Genomic DNA, 15,711 nt, shown 5'->3' on the forward strand with positions numbered 1-15,711 from the left:
TCGGATCGATCCGACGGCCCTTGCGGGAGGGTGACCCGACCGGTCGGCCTAACCGAGCCGGCTCAGGCCCTTGACCTGGTCGAGGTGGTTCAGGTGCTGGGAGACCGGGGGGACCCGGTGCTTGTGCCGCTCGGGAATGCCGGTCGCGGCGAGCGAGTCGAGCGTGGTGACCGGATCGATCCGGCCGGCGATCGGGGAATCCACGCCGGCCGCGTCCACCGTGGGCGCGGTGAGTGCGGTGAGGCCGGCCGCCAGGCCAACGGCCGCGACGATACGTCGTGTTGAGATCATGCCTTCAGCAACGCGGGCGTCCGCCGCGGGACACGGCTGTACGGCGGCGCTCACCCGGCAGGCCCAGCGCTCGGGCTGCGCTTGCCGGGTCCGGCGAGGCGGAGGACGCTCAGAGGTGAGGCACTCGCGGCCGCCCCTCTCCCTGCCGCGGGCCTCGGAGGAGGTCACCATGGGCACTGCCGCACGCCCCTCGTTCGACACCGACGTACTGCGCCGGGCCGTGGAAGGACGCACCCCGGAGACGCTTCTGTCGCTGTACACGGACGACGCGGAGATCCGCGTCGTGAACCGCAACGCCCAGCCCAGCCACCCGAAGGTGCTGCACGGCCGCGACGAGATCGCCGACATGCTCACCGATGTCTACAGCCGCGACATGACGCACAAGCTGGAGGGATGCGTGATCCAGGGTGACCGCGCGGCCTACAGCGAGTCCTGCCAGTACGCGGACGGGGTGCGGGTCATGTCGGAGTCGATGATCACGCTGCGCGACGGCAAGATCTCCCGGCAGATCATCATCGAGGCATGGGACGAGTAGGAAAGGACAAGCAGGCCAGGACGACGACCAGCACGGCGAGCAGCCGGGAGGTGCGGGCCGGCCGACGGCCGACCCGCACCTCCGGTCGTCAGGGGGTACGCAGCGTCGTGACGAGGTCGCGCGGCAGTCCGTGGGTGTCGTGGAGGTACCGGTAGTCCTCGTCGCTCAGCGGACCCTCGAACCGCGGCCTGCCCAGCACGCGCCGCCCCCGCTCCAGGAGCCGGCCGAACCGCCGTTCCTCGTCGACCAGCACCCCGCGCACCCGGCCTGTGTCACCGGGTTGCCGGAAATGGTCCAGGGTGTGCCCGAGGAGCTCGGTCGGCAGGTCGGACAGAGTGCGCGAGGGGTCGTCGCGCCACAGGGTGGTGAGAACGCGGCGGGTCAGCCGGCGCAGGACGTAGCCGCGTCCGGTGTTGGACGGCCGTACGCCGTCGCCGATCACGGCGATGCCGGAGCGCAGGTGGTCGCAGACCAGACGCGTCGACGGCTCGTCCAGGTCCCACAGCGGTGGCAGGAGCCTCGTCCAGGGTTCGAACAGGTCGCTGTCGTAGACGGAGTCGTGGCCCTGGAGGACCGTGGCCAGACGCTCGAGTCCCATGCCCGTGTCGACGTTGGGCTGTTGGAGGAGTTGGAGGCCGCCGTCCTCAAGGCGGCGGTAGCGCATGCTCACGTGGTTCCACACCTCCACCCACCGTGGATCGGTGGTCGGGCTGCCCTGGGGCGGGGTGCCGGGGTCGCCGGTCCAGACGAAGATCTCCGAATCGGGGCCGCACAGGCCGACGGGGCCGTGGGACCACCAGTTCTCGTCGCTGGTCAGCTCCACGGGCAGGCCCAACTCCCGCCAGGTGCCGAGCGACTCGTCGTCGGGGCCCACCTCGTCGTCGCCGCCGAAGACGGTGACGTGCATCCGCTCCGGCGGGACGCCGAATCCGTCGCGCAGCAGCTCGTGTCCCCAACGCAGGCTCTGTGAATGGCCGTAGTCGCCCAGGGACCAGGAGCCGAGCATCTCGAACACCGTCAGATGGGTGCGGTCGCCGACCTCGTCGAGGTCGGTCGTGCGCAGACAGCGCTGGACGCTGGTCAGGCGTCGTCCCTGTGGATGCGGGCGGCCTTCCAGATGGGGCGTGAGCGGGTGCATGCCGGAGGTGGTGAACAGGACGGGGTCGGACGGCGGTGGCAGGAGGGTGCCGCCGGTGACGAGCTCGTGTCCGTGCTCGCGGAAGTAGTCGGTGAAGGTGCTGACGATCCGGTCGGTGTTCATCGGGGTTCCTTCGGTCGTGGGGACCGGAAAGAGCCGCGGAACAGGGTGCGACCGGGAAGGGAGAAGGCGCACGTACACCGGCGGACCGTTTCCGGCCGCCGTAAGGGGTGGGATCAGGCGTGGGCAGCCGTCGAGCGGGGCGCTCGCGCGGCTGCGGTGTCGGTGTGCCTGATGACCTTCATGGGATCGACGGTAACAGTCCGCATCGGAACAGTCCCGGGATTTTCGCCGCCCCTGGCGGGGGCGTCGGTTCGGGCGTGCGAAGTGTGCTTGAGCTTCGCGGGGCCGGATACCCGGGGGCCATGACCCGACTACTCAGGTCCAGGCACAAGGATCACCGGGAGCGGCAGGATCCGTCCCCGAGCCCGGCGAGGGATGCACAGGTGGACCCGGGGCCGGATCCGCGGGTGGAGCGGCGGGCGCCCGACACGCCCACCGAACTGCCCCGGCGATCGTGGTGGGCGGCGCTGAAGGGCACCCTGCGGGAGTTCAAGGACGACGAGCTGACCGACCGCGCGGCGGCCCTGACCTACTACAGCGTGCTGTCGCTGTTCCCGGCCCTGCTGGTGCTGGTGTCCCTGCTCGGGCTGGTCGGCAGGTCGGCCACCGACAAGGTGCTGGAGAACATCAACGAGCTCGCGCCCGGCTCGGCCCGGGACATCCTCACCCGTGCGGTCGAACAGTTGCAGGGCAACGGCGGTCTCGGCTCCGTCATGGCCGTCGTCGGCCTCGTCCTCGCGGTGTGGTCGGCCTCCGGCTATGTCGCGGCCTTCATCCGCACCTCGAACGCGGTCTACGACATGCCCGAGGGGCGCCCGGTGTGGAAGATCCTCCCGATCCGGCTCGCGGTGACCGTCGTCCTCATGGTGATGGCCGTGCTCAGCGCCCTGATCGTCGTCTTCACCGGCTCCCTGGCCCGGCAGGTCGGCTCCACGCTGGGCGTCGGCGACACGGCCCTGACCGTCTGGTCCATCGCCAAGTGGCCCGTCCTGGCCGTCCTCGTGACCACCATGATCGCGATCCTGTACTGGGCGGCCCCCAACGCCAAGGTGCGCGGCTTCCGGTGGATCACCCCGGGCAGCTTCCTCGCCCTGGTGATCTGGCTGGTCGCCTCCGCCGGCTTCGCGTTCTACGTCGCCAACTTCGCCTCCTACAACAAGACCTACGGCACCATGGCGGGCGTGATCGTCTTCCTGATCTGGCTGTGGGTCGGCAACCTGGCCATACTGCTCGGCCTGGAATTCGACGCGGAGGCCGTACGACAGCGCGCGATCGCCGGCGGCCACCCACCCGACGAGGAGCCGTACACGGCGCCGCGCGACACCCGCACATGGGACGAACAGGACCGGCGACGCCTGCGCGGTCCCTGACGGCCCGCGCACGGACGCGCTGTCCGGTCCTTGTGCCGCCTCCGTTAGGGTGGGCCGTGGGCCGTGACTGGCGCTGAGGTGGAGCACCACCGGGGAGCGGCCCCTGGAGAAGTCGACGCGGAGTCGATGCCGTGCGCCTGGGCGAACCGGACCACCAGCCCAGGAGTGGATCATGTCTCAGGCCCGTCTCATGGACGGCACCTCGGTCGCCCGGCGGATCGTCGAGGAGACCGCGAAGAAGGCCGCCGACCTCACCGAACGCACCGGCACCGCGCCCTGCCTCGCGACCGTGCTGGTCGGCGAGGACCCCGCGTCCGTGACGTACGTCCGCATGAAGCAGAACCGCTGCCGCGAGGCCGGCATCACCTCGCGCCACGTGCCGCTGCCCGCCGACACCACCACGGAACGACTGGTCGGCACCCTGCGCGACCTGTCGACCGACCCCGCCGTACACGGCATCCTGCTCCAGCACCCGATGGGCCCGCACATCGACGAGCGGGCGGCGTTCGAGGCGATCGCGCCGGAGAAGGACGTCGACGGTGTCACCTTCGCCTCGTTCGCGACGATGAGCTTCGGGCTCCCGGGGTTCGTCTCGTGCACGCCCGGCGGGATCATGCGGCTGCTCGACGAGTACGGCGTCGAGCCGGCCGGCAGGCGTGCCGTGGTCGTCGGCCGCAGCGCGATCCTCGGCAAGCCCGCCGGCATGCTGCTCCTGGCCCGCGACGCGACGGTGACGTACTGCCACTCCCGTACGGCGGATCTGTCCGCGGCGGTGCGTGAGGCGGACATCGTCGTCGCCGCCGTGGGCCGCCCGCGGCTGATCCGGGGGCAGGACATCAAGCCCGGCGCCGTCGTGATCGACGCCGGCTACAACGCGGGGAACGTGGGCGACGTCGACTTCGACTCCGCCGTCGAGCGGGCCTCCCTCATCACCCCGGTGCCGGGCGGCGTCGGTCCGATGACCATCGCCACGCTGCTGGAGCAGACGGTGGACGCGGCCGCCCGGCAGCTCGGCGTCGCGTGATGCCCGGGTCCGGTGCCCGGCTTGATGCCCGGGTGTGATGCCCGGGGTCAGCGCATCCAGGCGCTGTACGACATCACGTCACCGGCCTTGACGCCGTACTCCGGTTCCGCCTTCGTGAAGGTGGTCTCCAGCCCGAGCACGGCACCGGTGACCGGGTCCATGATCAGCATTCGGCGGGCGCCGGGCCCGTCGTACACGTACGCCTGTCCGCGCCGTCCGAGCCGGTCCGTCACCTGCCCGAGCGGTCTGAGCCCCTCGGTGTCCGCGAGGAGCCGCGCGAGCGTCGCCGACTCGCGGGCGCCGAGGGTCCAGGTGTCGAGCAGCGAGGCGACGGCGTCGAGGAGTTCACCGATGTTCAGCGGGGTCTTGCTGTACCCGGCCTCCTGGAGGTACGCACGCAGGCGTGTGACGTCGGTCGGAGGCGGCGACTGCGGCGGTGCGTCGCTCCAACTGGGCGGATAGGTCTGCCTGCTGAGGACATGGCCGTCCTCGACGAGTTCCCCTTCGCCGCTGAGGACCGGCCGGCCGGGGTGGCGCGGGTCGGTGGCCACGACGATCTCCGTGTGGCTGTCGTCGGCGTGCCACCGCACGATGCGCTCCTCGGGAAGCGTGATCGGCGGCTTGTCGTCGCTCATGCCCATGCTCCACGCCTGCACATGCGTGCCCTTCCGGAGCTTCGGCGCACCGTCGGCCGCGGCCGCCCGTGCCCGCTCGGCCAGGGTTTCCAGGGATACGGGGGTGGAGTCGGCCCGCACCAGCAGCGGGCGGGGTGCCGCGATTGCCGGGGCCGTCGTCTGGCCGGTGAACAGCAGAGCCGACACGAGTGCGGCGACGACGGTCGTGGCCGCGAGGCCCCAGGCGAGCCGGGTACGGCGACGGACAGGGGACGGGCGTTCGTGCAGCAGCCGGTTGAGGTGCCGTTCGGCGTGGTGGTCCAGTGGCCCGTCGCCGAAGTGCGGACCGTCGACCGGTACCGGGTTGGCTCGGCGCAGCAGTTCGAGTTCGTCAGCCATGGCTTCGTTCCTTGGACACGGTCGGCGGGGACATACGGTCGATCTCGGCTCTGAGCCGGCGCCGGGCCCGGTGCAGCCGCATGGCCGCGGCCCGTCTGCCGCAGCCGAGGGCCACGGCGACCTCCTCGACCGCCAGTTCCTCCCACGCCGTCAGTCGCAGCACTTCCCGGTCGGCCGGGGACAGCCGGTTCAGTGCCTCGTGCACCCAGGCGCCCGGCGCCTCCGTGTCCGGGCTGTCCACGATCTGCCGGCCGTGCGCTGTCTCGTCGTTGCCGAGCCGGTCGACCAGTCGCCTGCGTCGCCCGTAGCCGCGTACCGCGTTCGCCAGGCAGTTGCGTGCCACGCCGTACAGCCAGGGCAGCGGGGCGGCCGGCAGGTCCGCCCGGCGTCGCCAGGCGACGGTGAACACCTCCGCCACCACTTCCTCGACCTCACTCGTACGCCCGTCCAGTCGCCGCGCGACATAGCGGCTGACCGCCCAGTAGTGCTCGCGATAGGCAGCGGCGAAGATCTCGTCGTTGCTCATGTTCCGTTCGTGTCCGGCACCCGCCGGATCGTCACACCCGTTTCCGTGATTCTTGTCGCGTCCGTCGAGTGTGACGTGCGGGTGGGGCGCGGACACAGGCGGGGCGTGAAGAGGATCAGAAACATCAAGAGCGTCCGAGCCGTGCGGTGGCTGACGACCACGGATCACAAGACGATCGGGACGCTCTATTTGGTCACGTCGTTCGCGTTCTTCTGCGTCGGCGGCGTGATGGCGCTGTTCATGCGCGCCGAGCTCGCCCGGCCCGGTCTGCAGATCATGTCGAACGAACAGTTCAACCAGGCGTTCACGATGCACGGCACGATCATGCTGCTGATGTTCGCGACACCGCTGTTCGCCGGCTTCGCGAACTGGATCATGCCGCTGCAGATCGGCGCGCCGGACGTGGCGTTCCCGCGGCTGAACATGTTCGCCTACTGGCTGTACCTGTTCGGCTCGCTCATCGCGGTGGGCGGCTTCCTCACCCCGCAGGGTGCGGCCGACTTCGGCTGGTTCGCCTACGCCCCGCTGTCCGATGCCGTGCGCAGCCCAGGTATCGGCGCCGACATGTGGATCATGGGCTTGGCGCTCTCCGGCTTCGGCACCATCCTCGGCTCGGTCAACTTCATCACCACGGTCATCTGCATGCGTGCGCCCGGCATGACCATGTTCCGGATGCCGATCTTCACCTGGAACGTGCTTCTGACGGGTGTGCTGGTGCTGCTGGCCTTCCCCGTGCTGGCGGCAGCACTGTTCGCCCTGGAGGCGGACCGCAAGTTCGGGGCGCACGTCTTCGACGCGGCCAACGGCGGAGCGCTGCTGTGGCAACACCTCTTCTGGTTCTTCGGCCACCCGGAGGTGTACATCATCGCGTTGCCGTTCTTCGGCATCATTTCCGAGGTCATCCCGGTCTTCTCCCGCAAGCCGATGTTCGGCTACCTGGGTCTGATCGCGGCGACCATCGCGATCGCGGGCCTGTCCGTGACGGTGTGGGCGCACCACATGTACGTCACGGGCGGTGTGCTGTTGCCGTTCTTCTCCTTCATGACGTTCCTCATCGCCGTACCGACCGGTGTGAAGTTCTTCAACTGGATCGGCACGATGTGGAACGGTTCGCTGAGCTTCGAGACGCCCATGCTCTGGGCGCTGGGATTCCTCGTCACGTTCGTCTTCGGCGGCCTCACGGGAGTCATGCTGGCCTCACCACCACTGGACTTCCCGACCTCCGACACCTATTTCGTGGTGGCCCACTTCCACTACGTCATCTTCGGCACGGTGGTGTTCGCGATGTTCTCCGGATTCCACTTCTGGTGGCCGAAGTTCACGGGCAGGATGCTCGACGAGCGCCTGGGCAAGATGACGTTCTGGACACTGTTCATCGGCTTCCACGGCACGTTCCTGGTCCAGCACTGGCTCGGTGTGAACGGAATGCAGCGCCGCATCCCCGACTATCTGGCGGTGGAGGGGCTGACGACGCTCAATTCCCTGTCGACCGTCTTCTCGTTCGTGCTCGGCGCGTCGCTGCTGCCGTTCTTCTACAACGTCTGGAAGACCGCTAAGTACGGCGAAAAGGTCGAGGCCGACGACCCGTGGGGATACGGCCGCTCGCTGGAATGGGCCACTTCCTGCCCTCCCCCGCGCCACAACTTCGTCACTCTGCCCCGGATCCGGTCCGAATCCCCGGCCTTCGACCTGCGGCACGCTCCCACGCCGGAGAAGGAGTTGACGTCTCGGTGAGCATCACGGACAGGTTCCTGAACGACGTCGAGGGGCATCTGCTGCTCGCCGCGACCCGCGAGGAAGGCCGTACGGCCGCCGCCCGGTTCAGCGCGCCCCTGCACTGGCTGACGGAGGGGCAGCGGGACGAGGTGGAGCGGCGGTTCGAGGCGGAGTACCTCGCACTCGCCCGGGCCTCCTGGCAGCACACGGCGGCGCGTGCCGGAGGACTGCGGGACGCGTACGAGGCGAGATACCGCGACCTGCGGCGCAGGCTGCTGGCAGGCTGGTTGCTGACCTGCGTCCTGGCTCTCGGTGTCCTTGTCGTGTGCCTCGCCTAGGAACGTGTCGACCTGTTTCACAGGCATAGTTGGCCCTGACGGCAGCCCTCACCGCCATACTGGGCGATGTGCGCGTAGCGATCATGACGGCGGGCTCCCGGGGCGATGTCGCCCCCTACACCGGACTCGGGCACGCCCTGTCCCGGGCGGGGCACGAGGTCACTCTGGTCACACACGGTTGCTTCGAGCGGCTGGTCGCGGGATCGGGCGTGCGCTTCCATCCGCTGCCGTTGGATCCCCGGGCGGAACTGGAGTCCGCGCGCGGCCGGAGTCTGCACCGCAGTGCGACCGGCCTGGGCAAGCTCGTGCGTGTGGTGGGGATGGCGCGGGCCCTGGCCGGGCAGATGACGGACGACATGCTGGCCGCGGCGCGCGACAGTGACGTCCTGCTCCTGGCCGGCTCCACCGCACCACTGGGGCACGCCATCGCCGAGGGCCTGTCGCTCCCGAGCATCGAGGTTCCGCTGCAACCCCTCGCCCCCACCCGGGAGTTCGGGCCGCCGATGCTCGGAGGCGGGTCCTGGGGAGCCGTCGGGAACCGGGTCGCCGGGCACGGCGTGAGCCTCGCCATCGACCGTGTCTTCTCGGCGGCCGTACCGGAGGTACGGACACGCCTGGGGCTGTCCCGCACCAAGCCCCGCACCACCCGCAGGGGCCGCGCACTGCACGGCTACAGCTCTCTGGTGGTGCCCCGGCCGAGCGACTGGCCACCGCACCTGGAGGTGACGGGCTACTGGTGGCCGTACGACGGTGCGGCCCAGCTCCCCGACGAGCTGCGGGAGTTCCTGGACGCGGGCCCGCCGCCGGTCTTCGTGGGTCTGGGCAGCGCGACCGTGCCCGATCCCGCGCGGCTGAGCGCCGAGGTCGTGCGCGCCCTGCGCCGGGCAGGGCAGCGCGCGGTGATCCAGCGGGGCTGGGGCGGTCTGGAGGCCGCCGGGGACGACGTACTGACCATCGGCGAGGTGCCGCACTCCGCGCTGTTCCCGCGGATGGCCGCCGTGATCCACCACTGCGGCGCCGGCACGACGGGGGCCGGGCTGCGCGCCGGGGTGCCCGCCGTGCCCGTGCCGGTCCAGTTCGACGAGGGCTTCTGGGCCGGCCGTCTGGTCGCGCTCGGCGTGGCGCCGCGAGCCGTGCCGCTGCGGAGGTTCACGGCCGAGGCGCTGGCGGACGCCGTGCGGCGGGCGACCTCCGAGCCGTCCTTCGGCCGGCGCGCCCGCGAACTCGCCGACGGGCTGCGGGGCGAGGACGGCTTCGCTCCCGTCCTCGACGCGGTGAACCGGATCGGCGGCTGAACCGGACGAGCCGGTGACATCACCGGCTCGTCGTCTCAGGACCCGGCGAGCCGGGCGTCCGTCGGCTGGAGGATGCCGAGAAGGATGCGGACCAGTTCGTCGACGACCTCGTCGAGGGTCGCGTCCACCCATCCCGCGCTCCAGTCGTGCAGCAGCCCGTTGACGCTGCCGATGAACGCGGTCACGGCGAGGCGGTAGTCGCGCGGCGCCGCCTCGCCGCGCGCGACGGCGGACGCCACCTCGGCGCAGACGAGCTCGACCCAGCGGGCGCGGCGCGCGAGGCGCTGTTCCTCCAGACGGGGGCTGACGCCGATGATCTCGACGAAGGTGATGCGGATACGGCGCGGGTCGGCGGTGACGTTCGCGGCGTACGCACGGAAGATCGCGGTGGCGCGTTCGGCGAGCGGGAGGTGTTCCGCGCCGGCCACCGCGGTCAGGGTGGCCTCCTCGGCCCACGCGTTGACCTGGAGGTGGAGGGCGGCCAGGACGTCCTCAAGGGTGCGGAACTCCTCGTAGAACTGACGGGTCGACAGGCCCGCCGCCTCGCTCAGTGCGGCGACGGTCGTGCCCCGGAAACCGGGGCTGCCGCCGAACAGCTGAAGCGCCGCGTCCAGGAAGCGTCGGCGCCGCTCGGCCTGTCGCTCCTCGGCCGACTTGCCGCCGTAGCGGCCGGTGGGCGCCTTGATCCTGCCCGTCACGCTGTCCTCCCGCGGCCTCGCCGACCCGACGGCCAATTTTGTCGTGTACGCAGTCTTGTGGAGAAGGGCACCCCCTCCTTACTTTTCAGTAAGTTGATTCTGAAAGCACGTGTGTTCAGATTCGCCCCTCCCACCTCAGAGGAAGAGAGCAGTCATGCCTGCCATCAGTCCCAGGCACCTGTGCTCCGTAGCCGCCGCCCTCGCCCTGACCGTCGCCGCCCCCGCGACCACCGCCACCGCCGCCGACTCCTCCGCCGCAGCCCTGCGTGAGGTGATGTTCGTCGGCAACAACTGGGACGGCACCGCCGATGTCATCAGGTCCGCCGGGGACTTCGGGAAGATCGGCCGGATCAACGTCATCCCCGACAAGGACGAACGGATGGCGGAGATCAACGCCGATCCGATCAAGTGGATCTATTTCATGGCGATCCGCAACAGCGTGGGTGAGGGCCACGACCAGTTCGTCGACGACATGTACTCGACGCCGGACGGCAGGTCCGTGGTCGTCTCGCGCCCGAGCTTCGCCGACGTGGTGTCCCTGGACCTGGCCACGGGGGACGTCAACTGGCGCTTCCCCGTGTCCGGTTACCGGGCCGACCACATGGCGGTCTCCCCCGACGGCAAGCGGGTGGCCGTGTCGGCGTCGACCTCCAACACCGTGCATGTGCTGGACATCGACTCGGGCCGGGAGCTGGGCAAGTTCGCCACCGGCGACAAGCCGCACGAGAACATCTTCACCCAGGACGGCAAGTACATCTACAACATGGCGATCGGCGACGTGAACACGCAGACCGACGCCCCCTGGCTGGACTGGACGAAGGGCGACCGGCGCATCACGGTCGTCGACGCGACCACGTACCAGCAGGTCAAGGTCATCGACATGCGCCCCAAGCTGGACGCGCTCGGTCTGACGGACTACTCCGACGCGGTCCGGCCCGCGGTGTTCTCGCCGGACGAGTCGAAGCTGTACTTCCAGGTGTCGTTCTTCAACGGCTTCTTCGAGTACGACCTGGGCACCGACAAGATCACCCGCACGAAGACCCTGCCGAAGAACCCGGCGACCAGCGACGACCGCACCACCTTCGTCAACGACTCACGCCACCACGGCATCTCGATGAGCCCCGACGGCAGCAAGCTCTGTGTCGCGGGCACGATGGACGACTACGCGGTCGTCGTCGACCGCGCCACCCTCCAGGAGGGTCCGCTCGTCACCGCCTCCAAGCCCTACTGGGCCACGGTCAGCGGTGACGGCAAGTCCTGTGTGGTCTCCGAGAGCGGCACCGACCAGGTCACCGCCATCGACTTCGCCACCGGCCGCAAGCAGGTGTCCGTCCCGGTCGGCGACCATCCGCAGCGGGTCCGGCTGGGCCATGTGGAGGCCGGCTGGACCGGCCCGACGGCCGACTGACCGGCCCAGCTCCTCGAGCACCACGCCCACCCCGTCCTCGTTCGCCATGTGGCGCGGCGACCGAGGACGGGGTGGGCGTATGTCTGCGAGGGCGGTTCCGCCCGGTCGCGGTTTCCCGTCCGGTTCTCGCCCGTCCTAGCCGACGGTCCGCGCGGCCCACGCGGAGAGCTCGGACCGTGCGGCGTTCAGCAGGGCGGCCGAGGGAGCGCTCGCCCCGTTCGTCACCAGCGCGTAGTGCAGCACGCCGGAGTCCGAGTCGGTCAGCAGCAGGCGACGGCTTCCCGTGCCGCCCGCTTCCGCGGCCACGCCGACGGGGGCGCCCGAGGTGTACGACGCAGGCGCGTACGCCATGCCCAGGTCGGAGACCACCGTGGTGGAGCCGGTCGGGAAGGACGCCGGAAGATGCAGTTCGGTGGGTGCCGTGCCGCTGTTCGAGCGCCACACCTGGAGCGCGTACTGTCCCGATCCCACGAGCTGCGCCACGTTCGGCAGCGAGCTGGGCACCGGGTTCCAGGTCAGGGTCGTGTCGCCGTCCCGCGAGCGGTCCTCGTAGGTGAAGGCGACGGTCGTACCGGACGTGGCGCTCGGGTAGATCCGGTCCAGCAGCCGGGCGTCCTGCCGCAGCACCGGCGTTCCCGAGTCGTCGAGGCGTACGGCGGACAGGTCCTCGTCGTTCCAGGCGTCACCGGCGGTGAGGACCTTGTCGGGGTTGTCGTTCATCAGCTCGCGGTGGCGTCCGTTGTAGATGTCCCACTGCCACTGCGAACCGGAGAGCACCGGGCCGGAGCCGGCCGGGTTCGACCACCAGCTCCTGCCCGGGACACGGGAGTCGAGGGCCTGGTACATCGCCTTGAGCACGGTCGGCGCCTTGTCGGAGACCGATCCGGCCAGCGGGTGGCCGAACTCGCTGATGATGGCGGGCGTGTTCGTGGCCGAGGCCCGGTCGCGGACCGTGCCGAAGTCGCCGACGTACTGGCCGTCCTGCGCCTTGCCCCACATGAAGACGCCCGAGATGGCCTTCTGGTCGTAGAAGTGGGTGTTGAAGACGTACCGCGGCCCGAGCGTGCCCGCGTCGAGCAGTCCGCCCTCCTGCTTCTGGAAGTCGATGTTGGCGTTCCAGAAGAGGTTCGGCTCGGCGAAAAGCGGTTTGCCCTGCCAGCCGGCCGCGTCCATGCGGGAGCGGAACTTCTCGTAGAAGGGCCACAGCACGTCACGTTCCCAGGTGCGGCTGGTCTGGCCGGAGTCGTAGGTACCGGCGTGCGGCTCGTTGTAGGGGTCGAAGCCGACGACGCCCGCGAACTCGGCGGCGGAGACGTTCTGTTTCACGTACGCCATGGTCTTCTGGGCGGTGGCCAGGAAGGCGTCCTGAAGGCCGTGCGCGTTGTGCCAGAAGTCGTACGACGCCTGCTTCACGGCCTCGTTCTGGGTGATGTTCTGGCCCCAGAAGAGGCAGATCCCGCAGGACTCGTCGGGGTAGTCCCCGGCGTCCACGGCCCACTTGGGGGCCCCGTCGCCCGTGTACCAGCTGTCGCTGTCGAACAGGTGCCGGGAGTACAGGTCCTGGTGGAAGTCGGGGTACACGCGGATGCCCGCGTCGAGGAAGGCGCGCATCTGGGCGGTGGCGGCGGCCAGATACGTGGTGTCGACCTGGCCCCGTACGGGTTCGGCGTAGGCCCAGGACAGCAGGAAGCGGATCGAGTTGCCGCCGCCGAGGGCGCGCAGCGCGGTCGCGGACTTCTTCGCGTCGGCGACCGAGGCGAAGGGCAGGCCGTGGTTCTCGGCCAGTTTGGTCTCGCCGGAGACGTTGTAGCCGCGCAGTACGACCTCGCGGCCGTTTCCGTCGGTGAAGCGGCCGTTGTGGACGGTGAGGGGCGTTTCGTCGAACCAGAGGGAGTCGGGGAGGGTGGCGGCGGCGGTGGCGGGAGAGGGGCCCGCCACCGTCAGGGATCCGAAGAGGACGACCAGGACAACGAGCAGACGCGTCCGGATGTTCGGCATTCCACTACAGTCCGGTGAGATCAGGGCACCGTCAACACCCCTGACTCATCAGTAAGTTCCTTCTCACTCAGCTCAGTTGCCCACTCTGCGCGTCAGGTTCAACAGGTACTCCTTCCGGTTCAGCGGGTTGAGGTCGGTGCGCCGGCGTTCCGGGGCCGTGCCGGGTGCGGCGGGCGCGTAGTGGTCGAAGGCGCTCTCCAGCTCGCCCTCGCCGCGCGTCAGCCCTGGCAGATGCTGCTCCAACTCGTGCACATGGGCCGCGGGCACCGCCCCCTCCAGCACACAGGAGGCGCCGCGGGTCTCCGTGGTCTGCGGCACCGCGCGCAGGCGGGCCAGCACCGGCAGCAGCGCGGCCAGGGTGTCGCTCGGGGCCTCGACGCGGAAACGGTGCATCGGCTCGTGCACCCGGGTTCCCGCCCGGCGCAGCGCCTCGACCAGGACCAGCGGGGTGAGACCGCGGAAGTCGTAACCGGTGCTGGACATGCTCTTGTCGAAGCCCTGGTGGGCGTGGCTCTGCCGGGGCGAGTAGCCGGAGTGGGTCATGGTGACGGTGCAGTCGGGTACCTGCCAGCCGCGCAGGCCCTGGCCGAGGGTCTCGCGGACGGTGTCCTCGACGGCCTTGAAGAAGGCGAACGGCATGGAGCCGAGCTCCACCTCCAGCCGGAAGGCCACGCCGGAACCGACCGGCGCCGGGTCCACACGCAGGCCGATCGTCGCGAGGAAGGGGTTGCCGTCCTTCTTGTTGAACTCGACCGCCGCACCCGAGCCGACCGGCCGCTCGACGCACAGCGGTGTCGTCTCACGGAAGGTGACGTCAAGGCCGAACTCGTCGGCGAGCGTGGCCTGGACGACCTCCTTCTGCACCTCGCCGTAGAGGGAGACGAAGGTCTCCTGCCGTACCTCGTCGTGGCGCAGGTCGATCAGCGGGTCCTGTTCGGCGAGCAGGGTGAGCGCCCGGTGCAGGTCCCGCCGGTCCGCGCCGTCGGCCGGGACGACGACCGTTTCCAGGGTGGGCGGGGCGAAGAAGTGCCCGGCCGCCTTGCGGGGTTCGCCGAAGGCGTCGCCGATCCTGATGTCGGCCAGGCCCCACAGCTTGGCGATCCGGCCCGCCGCCACCAGGTCGTCCCTGCGGTCCGCGCCCCGGTCGAAGACGCTGATCGCGGTGATCCGGCCCTCGGCGCGGGTGTCGTCGGGTTCGCCCGCGTCGCTCGATGCGCCGACCGCGCCGAAGCGGATCCGGTCGCGGATGCGCACGGTTCCGGAGAACATCCGCGCGTACGCGACCTTCTCCCCCGCCGGTCCCCGCTCGACCTTGAAGACCGAGCCCGAGACCGGCCCTTCCGGGTCGCCGTCGGCCGCAGGCAGCAGTTGCCCGATGCCCTCGGCGAGTGCGCCGACGCCGGCGCCCGTGATGGCGGAGCCGAAGTACACGGGGTGGACGAGGGCCTGCCGGGTCTGGTCGGCCAGGGCGGTGCGGAGGCGGTCGTAGGAGACCGTTTCCTCGATGTACGCCGTGAGCAGTTCGTCGTCGTGGTCGGCGAGGGCGTCGAGCGCCGACGAGGTGAGGCCGGGGCGGAAGCGCGCGGCACGCGTGCCCAGGCCGTCGGCCGTCCCCATCGGCACGACGGACGCGGTCAGCCGCTCGGAGAGGGCCCGCAGGACGGCGTCGTACCGTGCGCCGCGTCGGTCGATCTTGTTGACGAAGACGAGGGTGGGGATGCGCAACCGCTGCAGGGTGCGCATCAGGACGCGGGTCTGCGGCTGGACGCCCTCGACAGCCGATACGACCAGCACGGCGCCGTCGAGGACGCCGAGCACCCGTTCCACCTCGGCGATGAAGTCCGGGTGGCCGGGGGTGTCGATGAGGTTCACCGTCACGTCGTCGAGGGCGAAGGAGACGACGGCGGACTTGATGGTGATGCCGCGCTGCCGCTCCAGCGCGAGGGAATCGGTCTGTGTGTTCCCGGCGTCGACGCTGCCGATCTCGTCGATCACGCCCGCCGTGTGCAGCAGGCGTTCGGTCAGGCTGGTCTTACCGGCGTCGACATGGGCGAGGATCCCGAGGTTGAGCAGGTGCACGAAGCGTCATGTCCTTGAGTGAGGGGGTCATTCCTTCCGGGGTGGACATGAACGCAGTGCGCATCGCTGCTCCTCTTCGCGTGACGGCGGATCCTGTGCAGTGCAGCAGGACCGGACCCGCCGAGGCAATGGATTAATGCTCAACAAAACCTGCTGGAG

The 15,711-nt window shown here is 70.0% G+C and carries 14 protein-coding genes and 1 riboswitch; of the genes, 7 read left to right on the plus strand and 7 right to left on the minus strand.

Translation table 11 applies throughout. From position 1 onward, the window contains the following. Positions 1-48: 48 nt before the first annotated feature. Positions 49-291 (minus strand): hypothetical protein, encoded by a 243-nt coding sequence (locus tag ADK36_RS01805; RefSeq protein ID WP_048578953.1) that lies wholly within the window; start codon positions 289-291, stop codon positions 49-51. Positions 292-460: 169 nt separating this feature from the next. Here ADK36_RS01805 and ADK36_RS01810 point away from each other — a divergent pair, with 169 nt between their 5' ends. After that, positions 461-826, plus strand: coding sequence for a nuclear transport factor 2 family protein (locus tag ADK36_RS01810; RefSeq protein ID WP_048579225.1), 366 nt, complete (start codon positions 461-463; stop codon positions 824-826). An 88-nt stretch (positions 827-914) separates the two neighbouring features. Here the strand turns inward: ADK36_RS01810 and ADK36_RS01815 are convergent, their stop codons facing one another. Then, complete coding sequence (locus tag ADK36_RS01815) at positions 915-2,087, minus strand: alanine--tRNA ligase-related protein (RefSeq protein ID WP_053195997.1); 1,173 nt, start codon at positions 2,085-2,087, stop codon at positions 915-917. A 302-nt stretch (positions 2,088-2,389) separates the two neighbouring features. Here ADK36_RS01815 and ADK36_RS01820 point away from each other — a divergent pair, with 302 nt between their 5' ends. Both ADK36_RS01820 and ADK36_RS01825 read left to right on the plus strand, forming a co-directional pair. Further along, positions 2,390-3,457, plus strand: coding sequence for a YihY/virulence factor BrkB family protein (locus ADK36_RS01820; protein ID WP_107083579.1), 1,068 nt, complete (start codon positions 2,390-2,392; stop codon positions 3,455-3,457). 53 nt (positions 3,458-3,510) lie between these two features. Continuing rightward, a riboswitch (ZMP/ZTP riboswitch) is annotated at positions 3,511-3,607 on the plus strand. Between the two features lie 22 nt (positions 3,608-3,629). Beyond that, positions 3,630-4,481, plus strand: coding sequence for a bifunctional 5,10-methylenetetrahydrofolate dehydrogenase/5,10-methenyltetrahydrofolate cyclohydrolase (locus tag ADK36_RS01825; protein WP_048578955.1), 852 nt, complete (start codon positions 3,630-3,632; stop codon positions 4,479-4,481). A gap of 47 nt (positions 4,482-4,528) precedes the next feature. Here ADK36_RS01825 and ADK36_RS01830 read toward each other — a convergent pair whose 3' ends face one another. Next, positions 4,529-5,494: a CU044_5270 family protein gene (locus ADK36_RS01830; RefSeq protein ID WP_053195999.1), complete on the minus strand. Its 966-nt coding sequence runs from the start codon at positions 5,492-5,494 to the stop codon at positions 4,529-4,531. Continuing rightward, a complete protein-coding gene (locus tag ADK36_RS01835; RefSeq protein WP_048579227.1) occupies positions 5,487-6,020 on the minus strand; it encodes an RNA polymerase sigma factor in 534 nt (177 codons plus the stop codon). The genes ADK36_RS01830 and ADK36_RS01835 overlap by 8 nt, the downstream gene beginning before the upstream one ends. Before the next feature lie 81 nt (positions 6,021-6,101). Between ADK36_RS01835 and ctaD the strand changes: the two genes are divergently transcribed. The 3 genes from ctaD (at position 6,102) to ADK36_RS01850 (ending at position 9,369) form a co-directional block, all read left to right on the plus strand. Beyond that, the gene (gene ctaD, locus ADK36_RS01840; RefSeq protein ID WP_048579228.1) at positions 6,102-7,754 is read left to right on the plus strand and encodes a cytochrome c oxidase subunit I; all 1,653 of its coding nucleotides are present in this window, start codon (positions 6,102-6,104) and stop codon (positions 7,752-7,754) included. Further along, positions 7,751-8,074, plus strand: coding sequence for a hypothetical protein (locus ADK36_RS01845; RefSeq protein WP_048578957.1), 324 nt, complete (start codon positions 7,751-7,753; stop codon positions 8,072-8,074). Before ctaD ends, ADK36_RS01845 begins: the two co-directional genes overlap by 4 nt. An 83-nt stretch (positions 8,075-8,157) precedes the next feature. Then, entirely contained in the window at positions 8,158-9,369 is a 1,212-nt protein-coding gene (locus tag ADK36_RS01850) for a glycosyltransferase (RefSeq protein ID WP_053196031.1), read from the plus strand. A gap of 35 nt (positions 9,370-9,404) precedes the next feature. Here ADK36_RS01850 and ADK36_RS01855 read toward each other — a convergent pair whose 3' ends face one another. Continuing rightward, entirely contained in the window at positions 9,405-10,067 is a 663-nt protein-coding gene (locus ADK36_RS01855; protein WP_048578958.1) for a TetR/AcrR family transcriptional regulator, read from the minus strand. Between the two features lie 154 nt (positions 10,068-10,221). Between ADK36_RS01855 and ADK36_RS01860 the strand changes: the two genes are divergently transcribed. Beyond that, entirely contained in the window at positions 10,222-11,475 is a 1,254-nt protein-coding gene (locus ADK36_RS01860) for a YncE family protein (RefSeq protein WP_048578959.1), read from the plus strand. Positions 11,476-11,610: 135 nt separating this feature from the next. Here ADK36_RS01860 and ADK36_RS01865 read toward each other — a convergent pair whose 3' ends face one another. Together ADK36_RS01865 and ADK36_RS01870 are read right to left on the minus strand one after the other, a co-directional pair. Further along, a complete protein-coding gene (locus tag ADK36_RS01865) occupies positions 11,611-13,473 on the minus strand; it encodes a cellulase family glycosylhydrolase (protein ID WP_048578960.1) in 1,863 nt (620 codons plus the stop codon). A gap of 72 nt (positions 13,474-13,545) precedes the next feature. Then, entirely contained in the window at positions 13,546-15,552 is a 2,007-nt protein-coding gene (locus tag ADK36_RS01870) for an elongation factor G (RefSeq protein WP_053196001.1), read from the minus strand. Positions 15,553-15,711: the final 159 nt, after the last annotated feature.

This window comes from Streptomyces viridochromogenes, from assembly GCF_001270495.1.
Taxonomy (GTDB): Bacteria; Actinomycetota; Actinomycetes; order Streptomycetales; family Streptomycetaceae; genus Streptomyces; species Streptomyces viridochromogenes_A.

Excerpts from the sequence above, each read along its gene's own strand:
- ADK36_RS01805 (WP_048578953.1), bottom strand. The coding sequence starts at position 291 with ATGATCTCAACACGACGTATCGTCGCGGCCGTTGGCCTGGCGGCCGGC.
- ADK36_RS01810 (WP_048579225.1), top strand. The coding sequence starts at position 461 with ATGGGCACTGCCGCACGCCCCTCGTTCGACACCGACGTACTGCGCCGG.
- ADK36_RS01815 (WP_053195997.1), bottom strand. The coding sequence starts at position 2,087 with ATGAACACCGACCGGATCGTCAGCACCTTCACCGACTACTTCCGCGAG.
- ADK36_RS01820 (WP_107083579.1), top strand. The coding sequence starts at position 2,390 with ATGACCCGACTACTCAGGTCCAGGCACAAGGATCACCGGGAGCGGCAG.
- ADK36_RS01825 (WP_048578955.1), top strand. The coding sequence starts at position 3,630 with ATGTCTCAGGCCCGTCTCATGGACGGCACCTCGGTCGCCCGGCGGATC.
- ADK36_RS01830 (WP_053195999.1), bottom strand. The coding sequence starts at position 5,494 with ATGGCTGACGAACTCGAACTGCTGCGCCGAGCCAACCCGGTACCGGTC.
- ADK36_RS01835 (WP_048579227.1), bottom strand. The coding sequence starts at position 6,020 with ATGAGCAACGACGAGATCTTCGCCGCTGCCTATCGCGAGCACTACTGG.
- ADK36_RS01850 (WP_053196031.1), top strand. The coding sequence starts at position 8,158 with ATGACGGCGGGCTCCCGGGGCGATGTCGCCCCCTACACCGGACTCGGG.
- ADK36_RS01860 (WP_048578959.1), top strand. The coding sequence starts at position 10,222 with ATGCCTGCCATCAGTCCCAGGCACCTGTGCTCCGTAGCCGCCGCCCTC.
- ADK36_RS01865 (WP_048578960.1), bottom strand. The coding sequence starts at position 13,473 with ATGCCGAACATCCGGACGCGTCTGCTCGTTGTCCTGGTCGTCCTCTTC.